The sequence below is a fragment of the Latilactobacillus fuchuensis genome (assembly GCF_900258455.1).
Classification (GTDB): Bacteria; Bacillota; Bacilli; order Lactobacillales; family Lactobacillaceae; genus Latilactobacillus; species Latilactobacillus fuchuensis.
This window is the reverse complement of the sequence record NZ_LT984417.1, coordinates 1,290,292-1,308,647: the sequence shown is the minus strand read 5'-3', so window position 1 is coordinate 1,308,647 and position 18,356 is coordinate 1,290,292. Positions and strand designations below refer to the sequence as shown.

Annotated in this window: 19 protein-coding genes; 18 read left to right on the top strand and 1 reads right to left on the bottom strand. The window is 41.8% G+C overall.

The window, feature by feature from the left end; translation table 11 throughout:
* Positions 1-16: 16 nt before the first annotated feature.
* The 14 genes from LFUMFP_RS06160 to holA all read left to right on the top strand — a co-directional run bounded on the left by LFUMFP_RS06160 (position 17) and on the right by holA (position 12,952).
* A complete protein-coding gene (locus tag LFUMFP_RS06160) occupies positions 17-802 on the top strand; it encodes an inositol monophosphatase family protein (protein WP_025082392.1) in 786 nt (261 codons plus the stop codon).
* 156 nt (positions 803-958) lie between these two features.
* On the top strand, positions 959-2,794 hold the full coding sequence (gene typA, locus LFUMFP_RS06155; RefSeq protein ID WP_025082391.1) for a translational GTPase TypA: 1,836 nt from the start codon (positions 959-961) through the stop codon (positions 2,792-2,794).
* A gap of 134 nt (positions 2,795-2,928) precedes the next feature.
* Entirely contained in the window at positions 2,929-3,207 is a 279-nt protein-coding gene (locus LFUMFP_RS06150; RefSeq protein WP_025082390.1) for a DUF1507 family protein, read from the top strand.
* Positions 3,208-3,229: 22 nt separating this feature from the next.
* Entirely contained in the window at positions 3,230-4,423 is a 1,194-nt protein-coding gene (locus LFUMFP_RS06145; protein WP_106483268.1) for an FtsW/RodA/SpoVE family cell cycle protein, read from the top strand.
* Positions 4,424-5,497, top strand: coding sequence for a CAP-associated domain-containing protein (locus LFUMFP_RS06140; protein WP_081779510.1), 1,074 nt, complete (start codon positions 4,424-4,426; stop codon positions 5,495-5,497).
* 6 nt (positions 5,498-5,503) lie between these two features.
* Positions 5,504-5,917, top strand: coding sequence for a YlbF/YmcA family competence regulator (locus LFUMFP_RS06135; RefSeq protein ID WP_025082388.1), 414 nt, complete (start codon positions 5,504-5,506; stop codon positions 5,915-5,917).
* 19 nt (positions 5,918-5,936) lie between these two features.
* Complete coding sequence (locus LFUMFP_RS06130) at positions 5,937-6,233, top strand: YlbG family protein (RefSeq protein ID WP_025082387.1); 297 nt, start codon at positions 5,937-5,939, stop codon at positions 6,231-6,233.
* A complete protein-coding gene (gene rsmD / locus LFUMFP_RS06125; RefSeq protein WP_106483267.1) occupies positions 6,233-6,787 on the top strand; it encodes a 16S rRNA (guanine(966)-N(2))-methyltransferase RsmD in 555 nt (184 codons plus the stop codon). Before LFUMFP_RS06130 ends, rsmD begins: the two co-directional genes overlap by 1 nt.
* A 12-nt stretch (positions 6,788-6,799) precedes the next feature.
* Positions 6,800-7,294, top strand: a complete 495-nt coding sequence (gene coaD / locus LFUMFP_RS06120; RefSeq protein WP_106483266.1) for a pantetheine-phosphate adenylyltransferase — start codon at positions 6,800-6,802, stop codon at positions 7,292-7,294.
* 1 nt (position 7,295) lies between these two features.
* The gene (locus LFUMFP_RS06115; RefSeq protein WP_106483265.1) at positions 7,296-8,336 is read left to right on the top strand and encodes a SepM family pheromone-processing serine protease; all 1,041 of its coding nucleotides are present in this window, start codon (positions 7,296-7,298) and stop codon (positions 8,334-8,336) included.
* A gap of 77 nt (positions 8,337-8,413) precedes the next feature.
* A complete protein-coding gene (locus LFUMFP_RS06110) occupies positions 8,414-9,109 on the top strand; it encodes a helix-hairpin-helix domain-containing protein (RefSeq protein WP_106483264.1) in 696 nt (231 codons plus the stop codon).
* Between the two features lie 57 nt (positions 9,110-9,166).
* The gene (locus LFUMFP_RS06105) at positions 9,167-9,658 is read left to right on the top strand and encodes a ComE operon protein 2 (RefSeq protein WP_035438757.1); all 492 of its coding nucleotides are present in this window, start codon (positions 9,167-9,169) and stop codon (positions 9,656-9,658) included.
* A 116-nt stretch (positions 9,659-9,774) separates the two neighbouring features.
* Positions 9,775-11,934, top strand: coding sequence for a DNA internalization-related competence protein ComEC/Rec2 (locus tag LFUMFP_RS06100; RefSeq protein ID WP_233210627.1), 2,160 nt, complete (start codon positions 9,775-9,777; stop codon positions 11,932-11,934).
* Positions 11,924-12,952, top strand: coding sequence for a DNA polymerase III subunit delta (gene holA / locus LFUMFP_RS06095; protein ID WP_106483598.1), 1,029 nt, complete (start codon positions 11,924-11,926; stop codon positions 12,950-12,952). Before LFUMFP_RS06100 ends, holA begins: the two co-directional genes overlap by 11 nt.
* Positions 12,953-13,011: 59 nt before the next feature.
* On the opposite strand, the gene rpsT is transcribed toward holA, so the two are convergent.
* A complete protein-coding gene (gene rpsT / locus LFUMFP_RS06090; protein WP_025082379.1) occupies positions 13,012-13,266 on the bottom strand; it encodes a 30S ribosomal protein S20 in 255 nt (84 codons plus the stop codon).
* Between the two features lie 278 nt (positions 13,267-13,544).
* Here rpsT and rpsO point away from each other — a divergent pair, with 278 nt between their 5' ends.
* From rpsO to tuf, 4 genes are all read left to right on the top strand, one after another.
* Complete coding sequence (gene rpsO / locus LFUMFP_RS06085) at positions 13,545-13,814, top strand: 30S ribosomal protein S15 (protein WP_025082378.1); 270 nt, start codon at positions 13,545-13,547, stop codon at positions 13,812-13,814.
* Positions 13,815-14,032: 218 nt separating this feature from the next.
* Positions 14,033-15,766, top strand: a complete 1,734-nt coding sequence (locus LFUMFP_RS06080) for a ribonuclease J (protein ID WP_025082377.1) — start codon at positions 14,033-14,035, stop codon at positions 15,764-15,766.
* A 61-nt stretch (positions 15,767-15,827) separates the two neighbouring features.
* On the top strand, positions 15,828-16,781 hold the full coding sequence (locus tag LFUMFP_RS06075; protein WP_025082376.1) for a tetratricopeptide repeat protein: 954 nt from the start codon (positions 15,828-15,830) through the stop codon (positions 16,779-16,781).
* A gap of 219 nt (positions 16,782-17,000) precedes the next feature.
* Positions 17,001-18,191: an elongation factor Tu gene (gene tuf, locus LFUMFP_RS06070; RefSeq protein ID WP_025082375.1), complete on the top strand. Its 1,191-nt coding sequence runs from the start codon at positions 17,001-17,003 to the stop codon at positions 18,189-18,191.
* Positions 18,192-18,356: the final 165 nt, after the last annotated feature.

Here is an 18,356-nt window from a genome sequence, read left to right as displayed (position 1 = left end):
AAGGTAGATGAATAGGATGGAAAAAGAGGCGCTGTATCAGTTAAGCCAATCTTTACAAAAATGGGTTCTTGAGGCAGCCGCCTACACAAGAAGTCAGATTAAACAGCCTTTAGAAATTACCACAAAGTCTGGTCCCAATGACCTTGTGACCAACGTTGATCGTGCTAACCAAGTTTTTTTAGCAGCCAAAATCAAAGGCGATTATCCGCAAGCGATTTTAGTGGGCGAAGAAGGAACCGATGCTGTTCCCGACGATTGGGAATCTGGCTTGGCCTTTTTCATTGATCCGATTGACGGCACGATGAATTTTGTGAAGCAGAATGAGAATTTTGCGATCATGATTGGCGTTTACGACCACGGGCAACCGACATTAGGGATTATTTACGACGTGATGGCCGATCAACTTTATTGGGGTGGTCCTCAGCTAGGCGTTTTCCGAGACGAAGTACCGTTGTTGTTGACGGATAATCCACCGTTAACGAAGGGGTTAATCACGGTCAATACGAAGATGTTAGTGGCTGATGATTTGAATTTGCAACGGGTCTTTATGCACAGTTCAGGGGTCCGAATCTATGGGAGCGCCGGGATTGTCTTTGGTCAATTGTTGAAGGGTAATTTGTGCGCTTATATCTCTAAACTAGCACCGTGGGACATCGCTGCCGGTCGTGTTTTGGCCGAAAGTTTAGGTTTTCAAGTTCTGAAATTTAATGGTCAACCAATTTCCATGACCACTAAAGAAGGGATGGTCGTCGCACCAGCCCATGCTATGAATGAGATTTTAGCGATTATGCAACAGAAATAATCGTAGCAATAATTAGATTTTCATGAAAAAAACTTGCGGATTTTCAAAAATTCGTTAATATATAAAGCGTAACTGCAATTTTTATGGTAAAATATTAGCTTGTATACATTAGACAAACACACTAGTCAAGTCACTAGCGAGAGGAAGCGTAATCACTTGAAAAAAAGAGAAGACATTCGCAATATTGCGATTATTGCCCACGTTGACCACGGTAAAACAACTTTAGTTAACGAAATGTTAAAACAATCAGATACATTAGAAGGTCATTCAGAAATTTCTGACCGCGCCATGGATACCAACGATATTGAAAAAGAACGTGGTATCACCATTCTTTCAAAGAATACGGCTGTTAAGTATAATGGCAAACAAATTAATATCTTAGATACACCTGGACATGCCGATTTTGGTGGCGAAGTGGAACGTATCATGAAGATGGTTGATGGCGTATTATTAGTCGTTGATGCATTTGAAGGGACAATGCCACAAACCCGTTTCGTTTTGAAAAAAGCGTTAGATCAACATTTAACACCAATCGTTGTTATCAATAAGATTGATCGTCCTGGCTCACGTCCTGCTGAAGTCGTTGATGAAGTCTTAGAATTATTCATCGAATTAGGTGCTGATGAAGATCAATTGGAATTCCCAGTTGTCTACGCAAGTGCGATTAATGGGACTTCAAGTTATTCTGAAGAAATTGATTCACAAGAACATACAATGGTTCCTGTCTTTGATACAATCTTAAAGACAATCCCAGCCCCTATTGATAATAGTGACGAACCATTACAATTCCAAGTTGCCATGTTAGATTATAACGACTATGTTGGTCGTATCGGGATTGGCCGTGTTTCTCGTGGATCAATCAAGATTGGTGATCAAGTTGCCGTCTTGAAACTTGACGGTTCTGCTAAGAACTTCCGTGTCACAAAAATCTTTGGTTTCATCGGTTTAGACCGAGTTGAAATCCAAGAAGCACAAGCGGGTGATTTAATCGCCGTTTCCGGGATGGATGATATCTATGTCGGTGAAACTGTGACACCAGTTGATCATCAAGAAGCTTTACCTATTTTGCGGATTGACGAACCAACGTTACAAATGACGTTTGTTGCCAATGATTCACCATTTGTTGGTCGTGAAGGTGACTTTGTTACTGCTCGTAAGATTGAAGACCGTTTACGTCATCAATTGCATACCGATGTTTCTCTTCGCGTTGAAGATACAGACAAGTCTGGTGCTTGGGTTGTTTCTGGTCGTGGGGAATTACATTTATCAATCTTAGTTGAAGAAATGCGTCGTGAAGGTTTCGAATTACAATTATCACGTCCAGAAGTTATCTATCGTGATGTTGATGGTGTCATGAGCGAACCATTTGAAATGGTCCAAATCGATACACCTGACGAATATACTGGTTCAGTGATTGATACCATGTCACAACGTAAGGGCGAAATGAAAAACATGGAAAGTGATGCCAATGGTCAAACACGGATGACTTTCTTAGCCCCTTCACGTGGTTTAATTGGTTATTCAACAGAATTCTTAACCATGACCGGTGGTTACGGGATTATGAACCATACTTTCGAAGAATACTTGCCCGTTATTAAGAACTGGGAACCAGGCCGTCGTAATGGCGCCTTAGTTTCAATCAATGCAGGGACTTCAACGACTTATAGTTTACAATCCGTTGAAGACCGTGGCCAATTATTTATTGGTGCCGCCGTTGAAGTTTACGAAGGTATGATTATTGGTCAAAACAGTCGTGATGCTGATATCGCGGTTAACGTTACTAAGGGTAAAAACTTAACTAATACGCGTGCTTCAGGTAAAGATCATTCTGCAGCAATCAAGACACCAAAAGCAATGTCTCTTGAAGAATCAATCGAATTCTTGAACGATGATGAATATTGTGAAGTTACACCAACTTCAGTTCGTCTACGTAAAAAGATTCTTGATACGAATGCACGGACTAAAGCTGATAAGAAACGTAAAAAAGGTTAATTCATTAACTTAAAGTTAAAAGGTAGTTCCTAAACATTAGGGGCTACCTTTTTTGGTATAGTCGGGTAAAAGAAGTATGCTATAATACTGATTAGAGTGTTTCATAAAATAACGGATAAAATAGGGGTTTTAGCATGATTGAACAACAAACGGTCGGTTATTTAACATTAAAAGCAGATGCAGATAAGATTCAAAAGCTATTAACACAACAATTCAAAGCGCTTTGTTTGAGCCAATGTCCAATTGTCGAAGAAATTATTGACACGCAGATGTTTGGTTTTTCCAAGGAAGTTGATTTTGCCAAACGTGTTCAATTAATTACGGCAGATGAAGGCAATGATTTGGTGAGTAATCTTGAAGAACAGGTCAATCAGATTTATAACCAAATTTATCAAGCGCAAACGCTCAATTAATTAGTAGAAATTAGGTGTAACTGTGTGGCGAAAGTTTCAAAAAAGTAAAATTCAATATCTCGATTATTGGTTATTAATGCCGTATATCATTTTATGCGCCATTGGGGCCTTGATGGTTTATTCGGCCAGTTCAGATTTAATGTCGATCAATGGCTTGAAACCGGACGCCTATTTTACCAAACAATTAATCTATATCGCAATCGGGTTCATCCTATTATTGTTCACGTTTTTCTTACGATTATCAGTATTACGTAGTTCTAAACTATTAATGTGGAGTACGATTGTGGTTTTTCTAGCACTACTGTATCTTTTCGGGTTAAGTCACTTTCGACCAAGCGCAGCGGTTAATGGGGCGACAGCCTGGATTCCAATCGGGCCCTTCACGATTCAACCGTCTGAATTTGCGAAACTATTGATTGTTTTGTACCTTGCGAGCATGTTATCGCGTAAGGAAAAGGATTTGGAAGAAAAATTTTGGGATAACGTCAAGTTATTTTTACAACCGGTCGGTTTAGTCGCGGCGATTCTGGTGTTGGTCTTTTTACAACCCGATTTAGGGGGCGCTAGTATTCTAGGCATGGTGACCTTAGTCATGTTTTTTGGGACTGGGATTCCATTTAAATATGGTGCGATTGCGATTAGTGGGATTGCAGCAGTCGTCACGAGTGCTTTAACGATTCTAGGGCATTTTAATTTATCAAATAATATTTCATCGTATAAGTTAAACCGATTATTGGCCTTTTTACACCCGTTTAAGTTAGAAAACATGGGTGGCAGTCAGCTGGTTAATTCGTATTACGCGATTAACAATGGCGGTTGGTTTGGCTTAGGACTGGGGAACAGTATCCAAAAACGTGGGTATTTACCGGAACCGTATACCGATTTTATTTTATCAATCATTACTGAAGAAATCGGCGTATTGGGGGCCTTGGTGATCTTAGGACTATTAAGTGTGATGATTATCCGGATATTTATGCTGGGGATTCACGCGACTAAGATGTATCATACGTTAATTTGTTATGGCGTTGGCACGATTATTTTCGTTCAAACCTTCTTTAACGTCGGTGGGCTATTAGGAATCTTACCAATCACAGGGGTGACCTTGCCATTCATTAGTTATGGGGGCTCCAGCATGCTGGTGCTTGCAACCGGCTTGGGCATGGTATTGAATATTAGTGCCCAAGAAAAGCGGTTGGCGCACCAACGGTTACACTAAATGCAGTGGGTTAAAAAGAGTTGGCGGTGGTTGGTGGCGCTATGCATCTGGCTAGGGATTTTATTTGCTTGGCCGATCGTGTTCGATACGCAATCACCCGTGGTTAAACCGCCGGCATCGACTAAAACAAAACCGCGGTTAACGCATCCGCAAAATCAAATGTTGTCTACGGCTGGTCCGGCTAAATTGATTCAACGACCAGTCGCGGACTTAATAGAAAACTATGGGCAACCAATCAAGCAACTTGATAATGGGGCAGAGACGACCCGCTGGTTATTTCACGTCGATTCTCAGCAATATCTGGAAGCAACGATTGATCAACAAACCAATCGGGTTGAACAGCTCGTTTTATTGGGGCAAGATCAAAGTATCGCCCCGTTTAAATATCAGCAAACGCTTAATCAGGTGACACGCAAAATGACGTTAGCCGCTAATTTTGAAGTTAAACTGCACGAACAAACTTTTCAGATTGAGTTAAATGAACAACAACAAAAGCAATATCCACTGGTCGCGTTTAAGAATGGCACGTACGCCATTTTGGTGATGGCGGATGGTCACTTATCAACGGTCATTTATTTAGACGCTAATGCATTATTACAAACTGATTTATACCGGGTCATTTCAATGACCCCGATTCCTGTATCAGATAATAGCGTGACTGACGCAGCCCAGAACCAACAAGCCATCTTGCAACAATATGTTCAGATCCAACGCTTAAATCAACAGCAACCGTTGTTGACCGTTGAATCATTACCGGTTGATTCTGCTTTTATGCAACAGTTTAAAGCTAAACCGGCTCGGTGGTTAACAAAACAGGGACAGCAACGGTTTCGGCAGATTAAACAAGCAACGACGGATAACCGGTATTTGACCACGCGTGATTTTAAACGGGGATTGTGGCCAGCACTCGGTTTGACGCCAACGAGTCATCTTTTTATTTGGCCGAACCAACTCGGGACGAAGCAATTAGTGTTGAACCGACAAACCGCGCTACAATCTGTGATTAAACAGCCAGATTTGCAGCATATGCGTTTGACAAACATTAACGGTCATACAATTTTAGTATTGGAGTAGGTCAACGTGATAATTGATGATAATTTATTAGCCATTGAAACCCAATTGGCGCAACTTTTTCAAACGATTCGCCAAGGGACCGTCTACCAATGCTATCAGACCACGAAACAAATAGTGGCAGATGATCCAGCATTACAACAACAGATCGCAGATTTCACGCGGTTACGTGATCGTTATGCGGCAATTGCTGATTACGGTGAGGCTGCGCCGGGTTTCATGCAGGTTCAAACGGCTGTGTTAAAAGCGAAACGGGCGTTGGACTTGCAACCTAAAATTCAGGCTTTTAAACAAGCTAAAACTGATTTAGAAAATTTATGGGGTCAGATTAGCATCACGATTGCTGACAGCATTTCGACCGATATTCAAGTCGCAGCGGGCAATCCTTTTTTTGAGATTGACCGGCGACCACATCAACGATAGTAGATAAAGGACTGATTAGATGACATTGACAGTAACGAAACGACAAGGCGTGGTTGTATGGCTGTATTCATTACGGCAAGTGAAACAATTAAGACGATACGGTCTTGTTTATTACACGTCTAAACGCATGAAATACGTGTATTTGTATGTCGACATTGACCAAGCTGAGATGGCTGTCGAAAAATTAAAGAAATTACATTATGTTAAACGGGTTAGTCTTTCACAACGGCCCAATATTGATATGGACTTTGGGGCCCGTGTGGGTAAACCAGAGGAAATGATCACTCAAAAAACAGATTCAGAGGAGTTAGATTAATGCGGATTATTGCAGGCGAATTTGGCGGACGGCGTTTAAAGGCCGTCCCAGGAATGCAAACACGACCAACCACGGACAAAGTGAAAGAAGCCATGTTTAGTATGCTCGGTCAATTTTTTGATGGGGGCCAAGCGTTAGATCTCTATGCTGGTAGTGGCGGATTGGCCATTGAAGCCGTTTCGCGTGGGATGGATCACGCCTTTTTAGTGGACCGTCAATACGCAGCGATTCAAATGATTCAAGATAACGTCGCTGTCACAAAGATGCCGGATTGTTTTACGATTTGGAAGATGCCGGCTGAAAAAGCGTTGGTCAAATTGGCAACTGATCAGCAAAAATTCGAGTTGGTTTTATTGGATCCACCTTATAAACAGCAACAGATGTTGGCACAATTACAACAATTCGTTGAACTCGATATCTTGCAACCGGGTGCGACGATTTTATGCGAAACGGATACGACGCTGGTTTATCCAGAAGAGATACCACATTATGAACTAAAACGGCAACAAAATTACGGCATTACCGAAGTTGCCATCTTTAAATTTATTGGTTAAGGAAGTGGCAAGATGTCTAAAATTGCTTTGTTTCCAGGAAGTTTCGATCCCTTTACGAAAGGGCATTTAGATACGGTTCAACGCGCTAGTCAGCTGTTTGATCAAGTCATTATCGCGGTGATGACTAACGCGGCGAAACAGCCTTTATTTGATAGTCCCACGAAAGTAGCATTAATCGCGGAAGTCACGACTGATTTACCCAACGTACAAGTCGTCGCGCAACCCAAAACGTTGACGGCCGATTTTGCGCGCCAAGTGGGTGCTCGTTATCTAATTCGGGGGATTCGCAATGCCAATGATTTCGAATACGAAAGAGACATTGCGGCGTTAAATCAAACCCAAGATGATCAGCTAGAAACGGTTTTACTGTTGGCCAAACAGGAATATGCGTTTATCTCTTCTAGTATGGTGAAAGAAATCGCCAGTTTTGGTGGTCAAGTTAGTCAATTAGTGCCACCAGCCGTCGAACGGGCTTTAAAACAAAAATTACAGGATAAGAGAGATTAAAATGCCAAAAAAGAAGCGGGGATTCAAACGATTTATCTGGCCGCTAGTGATTCTTCTACTACTAGCATTTTGCCTAGTGCCAACCCATTACTACATAGAAGGTGCTGGAACGGCCGAACCCACTAAACAATTTGTCACAGTTGCGGGGAAACATGACCAACAACGGGGTCGCTTTTTATTGACGACAGTGGGAATTCAAGGTCCAGCAACGGGGTTACAGTTATTATTATCTAAAACCCAACCCTTTACTGAAATTATGAGTCGTGCTGAATTAATGGACGATGAAGATTCTAAAGATTATGATCAGATTCAAAAATATTATATGGACAGCTCGATTAACAGTGCGGTTGAGGCGGCTTATAAGAAAGCTGAAAAACCATACACCACCAAGTATATGGGGGTGTATGTGATGTCTGTTTTAGAGCAATCGACTTTTAAAAAGCAGTTAGCAGTCGGCGATACCATTACGGCCATCAATCAAAAGCAATTTAAGAGCGCCAATGGTTTTGTTAAATACGTGCAAGGTTTAAAAGTGGGTCAAAAGGTGACAATTGCGTACCAGCATAACGGTCACGCTAAAAAGGCGACTCAGCGGTTAATGAAGCTGCCTAAAACGCATTATGCGGGTTTAGGAATTACGTTAACCGATCATTCAGAAATTGAGACCGAAACGCCGGTTAAGATCGATGCGGGTGAAATTGGTGGGCCGTCAGCGGGCTTGATGTTTACGCTACAAATTTATAGCCAGTTAACCAATCAATCATTATTAACCGGTCGCACGATTGCTGGGACGGGAACGATTGCTCCCGATGGCACAGTTGGACCAATTGGCGGGATTGATAAGAAAGTTCTAGTCGCCAGTCAAGAAGGGGCCACGGTGTTCTTCGCCCCAGATGATCCGGTCACTAAAGCCATTTTGAAAGTCGAACCGGACTATCAAAATAACTACGCAATTGCCAAAGCAGCTGCTAAAAAGATTAAAACTAAAATGAAAATCGTCCCAGTCAAAACGTTGGACGATGCCCTCAATTATTTAAAATAACCAGTAAAAGTTCGTTGATGATTAATCAGCGGACTTTTTTGATTGTTTCGGGTAATTATAGATAGGGAGGTGATGAGATGGGGCCGATTAATTGGCAACGTTGGCGTCAGTTTTGGTGGCTACCAATCGTGGGTTTAATCTTAATTGGGGGTGGTCTCTGGGGGCGACACCAACGGACAGCGCACCAACGCGTTGAGAACCAACAATTACTAAAAGGAGCATCATCAAAAAAGCAACCGTCTGCAAAACCTAAATCGCAAACTAACCAGTCAGAGCAACCGGTAAAAGGTGGCTTTATCGATTTAAAAGGGGCGGTGAACCATCCGGGCATTTATCCGATTAAGATTGGTCAAACACGGTTATTTGATGTGCTGAAGGCTGCGGGCGAGGTGACCGAAGCGGCTGAGACGAGTCAATTAAATCTAGCGCAGAAATTGACGGATCAATTAATCATTTATGTGCCACGCAAAGGGGAGGCGATTGAGGCCGCAGAATTAATCAAAAATCCTGAGACTAGCGGTGGCCAAGAAGTAACGACAGAACAACCGACAACGGCAACGAATGAATCGACCATCAGTGCCAAAATTAACTTAAACCAAGCTGACAGTGCTCAGTTACAAACGTTGAGTGGTATTGGGCCGAAGAAGGCTGAACAAATAATTGCGTATCGTGATGAACAAGGAAAATTTGAGAAGATTGAAGAATTACAAAAAGTTGGCGGGATTGGCCCGAAAACTTTTGAACAGTTACAGTCGCAAATTTGTGTTGAATAGGTCCGATTGACGTAAAATTTGCTATAATGAGAACTAATTATATTTTTAGGGGGAATGATGGTGTCAGATAAGCGAATGCCATGGAATCAATATTTTATGTTACAGTCGGTGCTATTATCGATGCGTAGTACGTGTCCACGTTTGTTCGTCGGCGCATTAGTGGTTCGTAATCGACGCATTATTGCGGGGGGCTATAATGGCTCCGTCGCTCATGAAGATCACTGTATCGATGTCGGCTGTTTAATGCGCGACGGCCACTGTTTACGGACGATTCATGCTGAAATGAATGCTCTGACACAATGTGCTAAATTTGGGGTCCAAACAGACGGCGCTGAGATTTACGTCACTCATTTTCCTTGTTTACAATGTACTAAATTAATTATTCAAGCGGGGATTAGCCAAATTCACTATCAAAAGGATTACCATAATGATCCGTATGCCTACGAGTTATTGGAAAAATCAGGTGTGGTGGTTGAACAGGTTAATTTATCCGTGGATGATGCCAATACATTAGTTAATTTTTTGGAGAACGAACAGACTTCTGAATGAGAAATAACTGGGTTTACCCAGTTATTTGTTTAGCTTTACTCAACGCGGTTTTGCTTGGTCAGTATCGCCTGATTAGTAGTTGCTTATTATTATTGTGGTTGGTCAGAATCAGTGTTTTGCGACAACCAATGATTATTGGGATGACGATTGGCTTATTAATCTGCGGCATTGTCCGTTTTGGAGGCCAACTGCAATCGGATTTAACACGCCGACCGCCAGATCAACAGGTTTTTAAGATTCAACCGGATGACATTCAAGTGGCGGGAGACCAGGTCCGTTTTTTGGCGACCAGTCAAATCGATCACCAAGTGGTTTCTGGATTTTATCGTTGTCAGAATCGTCAAGAACAACGACGTTGGCGCACGAATTGGCAGCCAATCATATTGACTGGTGACTTTGATTTTGAACCAGTTCAACGTGCGACCAATCGCAATGAATTTGATTACGCCCGTTTTTTAGCGCAACAAAAAGATTGCCATTATCAAATTCAGGTGTCACCGGAGCAGAATTTACAACTAATTGAGCCCCAAAATTGGCGTGACCGATTACATAGCGTTCGTCAAAAGTGTGCGCTTAGACTAGCACAATTACCGCCGACGTTAAGTTTTCACGCGCAAGCGCTATTGCTTGGTATTCGGGATCAACAAGGAACGCAGTATCAAGAGACGCTGGGTCGCTTGGGGGTCATTCATCTGCTCAGTTTATCTGGTTTACACGTTTTTTACTTACTGTCATTAGTGCGCGCGGGGGCGACTTATTGTCGAATTCCCCGCGAGATTATGAATCGATTGTTGCTGGTCAGTCTGCCATTCTATGCTGTGTTTACTGGTAACGGAACGAGTGTTAGTCGTGCGATTGGGTTAATGATGGTGCAACTGCTCTGTGAAGAGTGCCACTGGCGGCAATCGCGTTTAGATAGTTGGAGTCAGGTCTTAGGACTGAATTTGTTGTGGCAGCCGTATCTTTTGCAATCAATGGGGGGCCAACTCAGTTATTTGATGGCTTTTGCACTCATCTACTTGCAAGGTCAGTCTAATTTTAAGGTGTGTTATTGGCTGAATCTAATCAGCTTACCACTTGGTCTACGGTATACTTATCGCTGGCATTTGTTAACGATTTTGGTGAATGGCGCGATGGTCCCAATTTATTTACCGGTTGTATTGAGCTTAGTCGGTTTAGCACTTATCGGACAATTTGCTTGTCCACCACTAGTTGCTGGCTGCGACTGGGTCTTGCGGAGTCTTTACCAGTTGTTAGATTGGTTGGCCACGTTGCCGTATCTAACCGTGACGTTTGGTAAAATACCATTATTGCCACTATTAGGCGTACTGGTTTTGACGTTATTGCTAATGGTCACAGTAGCGCCAGCCGTCCGCCGTCGGTTACGTCGTGGGATAATCCTGTTGTACGGTCTCAGCTTTTTGGGGATTCATTTTAACCCAATCGGTCGGGTGATTGTCTTTGATATTGGCCAAGGGGATAGTATTCTGATTCAACAGCCGTTTAATCGCCACCACCTATTAATCGATACGGGTGGTCGGTTAAAATTGCCACAGGAAAAATGGCAGAAACGCTATCAAGTGAGTCGCGTCGAAAAAATGACGATTAATTATCTGTATAGTCAAGGCATCGACCATTTGGATGCGGTCGCGGTGACGCATCAAGATGCCGATCATATTGGTGATTTGGGTCAACTCCTGCAGAAAATCAAGGTCGATCGGGTGATTTGTGCGGCGGGGTTACCGGAAAATCAACAATTTCAACGGCAAATTAAGCCCTATTTGAATCAGATTCAATTAACGCCAACTTTGGCGGATCAGTCGTTTAAAATCGGTCGGCAAGTCTATTCTGTTTTAGCACCAGTTACTGCGGGTAATGGGACTAATGCGGATTCGTTAGTGATTACGACTAATTTACAAGGGACACAGTGGCTGTTTACGGGCGATCTGGAGCAAGCTGGTGAATTAGACCTATTAAGACGTTATCCGCAGCTTACGGTCGATTATTTAAAGGTGGGCCACCACGGGAGTCAAACAGCAACTGCACCAGCTTTTGTTCAACGGTTAAAACCAAAGGGCGCCTTGATTTCGGCTGGTCGACATAACCGTTATCAACATCCGCACGAAGTCACGCTTAAAACATTAAAACAAGCGAGAGTGCCTTATTGGGTGACCGCGCAGTCAGGGATGCTTGAATGGTGTTACGGACCCTTGCTGGATAGCGACAATAGTCAAATTAAAACAACGATAAAGGATTGGGTAAATGATGATAATTGAACAATTAAAAACAGCGATTCAACACCAACAATTGGCGCCACTCTACCTTGTTTTAGGGCAAGAAGAAGCGTTAATTGAAGAGGTACGTCAATTATTTAAACAAAGTTTACCGGCTGAAGAGCTCACGATGAATTTTGCGAGCTATGATTTAGCGGCTACCGAGGTCGCTGTAGCAATTGACGATGCGGGTTCGGCACCTTTTTTTGGTGAACGCCGCTTAGTCTTTTTGCAAAATCCGTATTTTTTAACGGGTGAAAAAACTAAAAATAAACTAGATCATGATTTAGCGAGCTTACAAACTTATTTTGAAACGCCACAACCGACAACCACATTGGTCGTTTTTGCGCCGTATCCTAAGTTGGATGAACGGAAAAAATTAGTCAAGCAGCTTAAAAAGAGCGCCACAATTGTTGATGTCCAAAAAGTTAAGGATCATCAAGCACAGCAGCTGGTGGGGCAGTATTTGAAAACGCAAAATGTGACGATCGAGGCACCGGCGATGCAACTGTTAGTCAGCAAAACCGGTGGCGATTATAGTCAGATGATGGCTGAATTGCCAAAATTAATTCTCTACGCCGCTCAAACACGCGAGATTACGGTGGCGGCGGTCAATACGTTAGTCGCCAGCAGTATTGAAAATAATGTTTTTGAATTGGTACCGTTAGTCTTACAGAAAAAAGTCGGTCCGGCTTTGACGATTTATCATGAATTAGTGCTGCAAAAAGAGGAACCTTTAAAGATTAATGCGATTCTTTTAGGGCAATTCCGGCTATTGCTGCAAGTTAAAATTCTATTCGAAAAAGGGTATAGTCAGGGCAATCTCGCCAGCGTTTTAAAAATCCATCCGTATCGGATTAAGTTGGCGATGCAACAAATTAAACATTTTTCGAAGCCGACATTGGCAGCTGCTTATCTTGGGTTAGAAGACATTGAAGTTAAAATCAAAACGGGGCAGGGGCAACCAGCCTTATTATTTGAACTCTTTATGTTACAGTTTGCTGCGCAAAAAACGGCCTAAAAAAATAGGCTACCGATAATCAGAAGATTGTCGGTAGCCTATTTGAATATTGGCAAAAATTATTTAGCCATCATTTTGTTTAAACGTGACTTGTCACGGCCAGCTTTGTTGGCGTGGATTAAGCCTTTAGTTTCAGCCATATCGATTGCGCGAGTAGCAGCTTTCAATAAGTCTGCAGCTTGGTCACTACCTTCTTCAGTAGCAACTTTGAATTTTTTGATTGCTGAACGCATTGTGCTTAATTGTGAAGCGTTTCTGTTGTTTGCTTTTTCAATTGTTTTAACACGTTTCATAGCAGATTTAATTTGTGGCATGGTTTCACCTCCGATGGGTTTCACTATCTTTATAAAAAAAGATTTTTAATTTCAACAGACGTTATTATACCAAACAAATGAGACTGATTGCAATACTAAGTTGTAAAGTATTTCAACTTGACTGCATAATTTTTTTGAGAATGATGGCTTGCTTTTATCGTTTTTTTTTAGTAAAGTGATGTAGTGCAATTCGCACGGAACCTGTTACATCGTTTAGCGACGTTCACCCGACGCTTTACGCTGTTTCGGGCTATCATAATTGAAGGGTGGAAATTAGCATGGCTATTTCACAAATTACTAAGAACGATGTTATCAAACAATATGCACGTCACGAAGGGGACACTGGTTCACCAGAAGTTCAAATCGCTGTTTTGACTGCAGAAATCAACGCCTTAAACGAACATTTATCTGTTCATAAGAAAGATCACCATTCATATGTTGGTCAAATGAAGAAGATTGGTCACCGTCGTAACCTTTTACGTTACCTACGTGATTCAGATGTTCAACGTTACCGTGAATTAATCAAGAGCCTTGGCTTACGTCGTTAATTTACTTAAGAAGTCGCCCAATCGGGTGGCTTTTTTTTTGCCTTTTTTAAAGTGTGGGCCTCATTGAGTGGGTCTTTAGTAATCAAAAGCTGTTTGTTTGTTTAAATTGTGATAAAATATGAATTAGAATTTAAAGCGGATGAGTTTTAAACGAAAAATTTAAAAAAATAGATGAATAGTTTGAAAGGCGTGCCTTTCAATTTCATAGAGGTGAAAGAATGAGTAACATTAAGATTATGCCGCTTGGCGGCGTCCGTGAAAACGGTAAAAATTTAAACGTGGTTGAAGTCAATGATGAGATTTATATTTTAGATTGTGGTTTGAAATACCCAGAAACTGAATTATTAGGGATTGATATTGTCATTCCGGATATGACTTATTTGGAAGAAAATGCAGAGCGGGTTGTCGGGATTTTCTTAACGCATGGTCATGTCGATGCAATTGGCGCCCTACCTTATTTCTTAAAAGAACACGATGTGCCCGTCTTTGGGTCAGAATTAACGATTGAACTAGCGAAGATTACGGTCAGCAGCGAACCTAAGTTGCGTCGTTTCCAGAATTTCCACGTGATTAATGCCAATACGGCGATTGATTTTGACAGTACGACGGTGTCATTCTTTAAGACGACCCATTCAATTCCCGGTTCACTCGGGATCGTTATTAAGACGGATGAAGGTCAAATCGTTTATACGGGTGATTTTAAATTCGATCAATCCGCACAACCGATGTATCAAACCGATTATGCGCGTTTAGCTGAAATCGGCAAGCAAGGGGTCTTAGCGTTGCTGAGCGATTCAGCTAATGCCGAATCACCTTATGCGATGGCTAGCGAACTTGATATTGAGGAATCCATTTTTGAAACCTTCAAATATCAAACGGGCCGGATTATTGTGGCGTCAGTCGCTTCAAACATTGTCCGGATTCAACAAGTCATCGATGCAGCTTATAAAACAGGGCGTAAAGTCGTTTTAACCGGTCGCGATTTAGAAAAAATTGTGCGGACGGCGATGAAACTCGAAATGATTATTTTGCCAGATGAAGCCATTTTAGTGCAACCGAAAGACCTAGAAACGTTGGCCCCCGAACAAACGGTGATTTTAGAAACCGGTCGAATGGGCGAACCGATTAAAGCCTTACAAAAGATGGCGACAAGTCATCATCGTTTAATTCACATTGAAGAGGGCGATTTGGTCTACTTAACGACGTCACCTTCACACGCCATGGAAACTATTTTGGCCAAGACTAAGGACATGATTTATCGTGCTGGCGGTGAAGTCAAAGCCGTTGGTGATGATTTACATGCGTCCGGTCATGCGAACAAGGGCGATTTACAATTGATGCTCAATTTATTACACCCACAATTTTTAATTCCAGTGCAAGGCGAATACCGTTTATTAGCGGCGCATGCCGATATTGCGCATGAAACAGGAATGGATTATAAGGACATCTTTATCGTCGGTAAGGGCGATATCTTGAGCTACGACAACGGTAAGATGCACGTTGGTGGTCAAGTAGACGCAACGGATATTATGATCGATGGTAGTGGTATTGGCGATATCGGTAATATCGTCTTGCGTGATCGTAAATTGCTATCAGAAGATGGGATTTTTATTGCGGTCGTCACCATTGATCGTAAAAATAAAAAAATCATTGCTGATCCTAAAGTGACTGCTCGCGGATTTGTCTACGTTAAAACCAGCAAAGATTTGATGGCTGAAAGTTCAGAAATCATTAAACAAGCGGTTCAGAATAATTTGGATAACAAAGAGTTTGACTGGAGTCATTTGAAACAGGATGTCCGGGAAAATTTAAGCCATTATTTGTATGAACAAACAAAACGGCGGCCCGTGATTTTACCAGTGATTATGGAAATCAATCAAAATCATCGTCGTCAAAAAAAGGACGTTAAAAAAGCGCCCGTAAAAGAAGTACCTGCTAAATCAGCGGAATAAACGTAAAAAGTCGAATATTAATTCGGCTTTTTTTCTAATAATAAAAGTGGGGAGTGAGTCGATGGGTGAGACAGTGGAACTGCCGGGTAATTATGAACGGCATATTCAACTCGGGAAGCAGGCGGCCAATCAACAAAATTGGGCGACTGCGATTGACCATTTTGAAGCCGCGTACGCTTTAGAACAACGTTTTAGTTTAAATATTTTATTGGCAAGTGTGTTGGTTGAAAATCGCCAGCTAGCGGCAGCTTTGCAATTAATGCAAGAGAAGGTCGCCGACTATTTGGCTGAACCAGATCTGATTGGCTTCTACATTGCCGTTTTATTGGCGAACAAGGAGTTTGTTGAGGCTAACGAGCTCTGGCAAGGGGTATGGCCCCAAATGCAACAGGACGCCAAACAACGCGTATTTTGGCAAACCGTAAAACGGAGCATTGAACGCGCGCAGAATCGGTACCGAGAACAACAGGTGCCGGCAATCGATAAAATCCAACAAAAACTTTATAGTATTGCGGGATTACCGTTGACGGAACAGATGCAACTGCTGAAATTGGCTAAACAGTTACCACAAGCCGAATATCTAAAGGGGATTCAACCGGTATTGGTTAATCCGTACGTGCATCCATTCGTGCGCAGTACTATTTTTGAAGAATTGGTCACGTTAAAAATAGCGCAGCCGATTGCTGTATTTTGGTTTGATCAGGTGAAGACCGCTATTCCCAATGAAATCCCGTTGATGGAGACGAGTCCGAAAATCCAGGCAGTTCAACAGGCGATTCAGCAAACGTTAGCGGATGATCCGATCTTTGCTGAACAGGTCTTGGTGACAAGTCAACTCTATTTAGCTTGCTTATACCCGTTTGAAAATGAGGTTCTGGTCGATTCAGATGAATGGACAACGCTTTTTTTACAAGAGTTGGGGTTAGTTCCAGAAAATCAGGCCACGATAGTTTCAGAAAATTCGCAAGCTTGGTTTTCGAAATTGCAAGAATTAGTGGCTAAACTAATGTTTTAAATGAGAAAATGCACCTTAAAATTAGAAATATCGCTTTTTTTAAGCGCTAAGTGTTTACAAACGTGCAAATAGCAGATATAATCATTTTTGAATTCTTTTTGTGTCAAAAAAACACTTTGTCTTTTGGCGCTCGAAGTATTATAATATTATGTAAAGGATTATCAGTATTGGAATTTATCCGCTGATTTTTTCTTGCGAAAATACAGGAGGTTCGTTTTAATGGCAGAAAAAGCACATTACGAAAGAACAAAACCCCATGTTAACATTGGTACTATTGGACATGTCGATCATGGGAAGACAACTTTAACAGCAGCTATCACAAAGATGTTAGCAGGTAAAGGCTTGGCAGAAGCTCAAGACTATGCAAACATCGATGCTGCACCAGAAGAAAGAGAACGTGGTATCACTATCAACACTGCCCACGTTGAATACGAAACAGAAAAACGTCATTATGCACATATTGACGCCCCAGGACATGCTGATTATGTTAAAAACATGATCACAGGTGCTGCACAAATGGATGGTGCTATCTTAGTTGTTGCCGCAACTGATGGTCCTATGCCACAAACACGTGAACATATCTTACTTGCTCGCCAAGTCGGTGTTGATTACATCATCGTCTTCTTGAACAAAACTGATTTAGTTGATGATGAAGAATTAACTGACTTAGTTGAAATGGAAGTTCGCGAATTATTAGACGAATATGACTTTGATGGTGATAACACACCTGTTATCCGTGGATCAGCACTTGGTGCTTTAAACGATAACCCTGATGATGTTAAAGCTGTTGAAGAATTAATGGATATCGTTGACGAATACGTACCAACTCCAGAACGTGAAACTGACAAGCCTTTCTTAATGCCTGTTGAAGATGTTTTCACTATCACTGGTCGTGGTACTGTTGCTTCTGGTCGTATCGATCGTGGTACAATCAACGTCGGCGACGAAGTTGAAATTGTCGGCTTGAAAGAAGAAGCTGCTAAGACAACTGTTACTGGTTTGGAAATGTTCCGTAAGACATTGGATCAAGGCCAAGCTGGCGATAACATCGGCGCATTGTTACGTGGTATCGACCGCGAAAACATCGAACGTGGCCAAGTTTTAGCTAAGCCAGGTTCAATCCAAACTCATAAAAACTTCAAAGGCGAAGTTTATATCTTGAGCAAGGATGAAGGTGGTCGTCATACACCATTCTTCTCAAACTATCGTCCTCAATTCTATTTCCATACAACTGACGTTACTGGTGTTATCGAATTACCAGAAGGCGTTGAAATGGTTATGCCTGGTGATAACGTTACATTTACTGTAGACTTAATTTCACCAGTTGCTATTGAAAAGGGTCTTAAGTTTACTGTCCGTGAAGGTGGCCGTACTGTCGGTGCCGGTGTCGTAAGCGAAATCCTTGACTAATATTTAATTAGTTAAATATTAAAACTCGAAGTCTAGTACTTCGGGTTTTTTTGTGTCTAAAATTCGAGATAAATTCACTAAAATAGGGATTTTATGAGGATAAATATTTACAATTCCAAGCAAATAGTTTATGCTAATTAAGTATGCAATTGATAAATTGTGAAT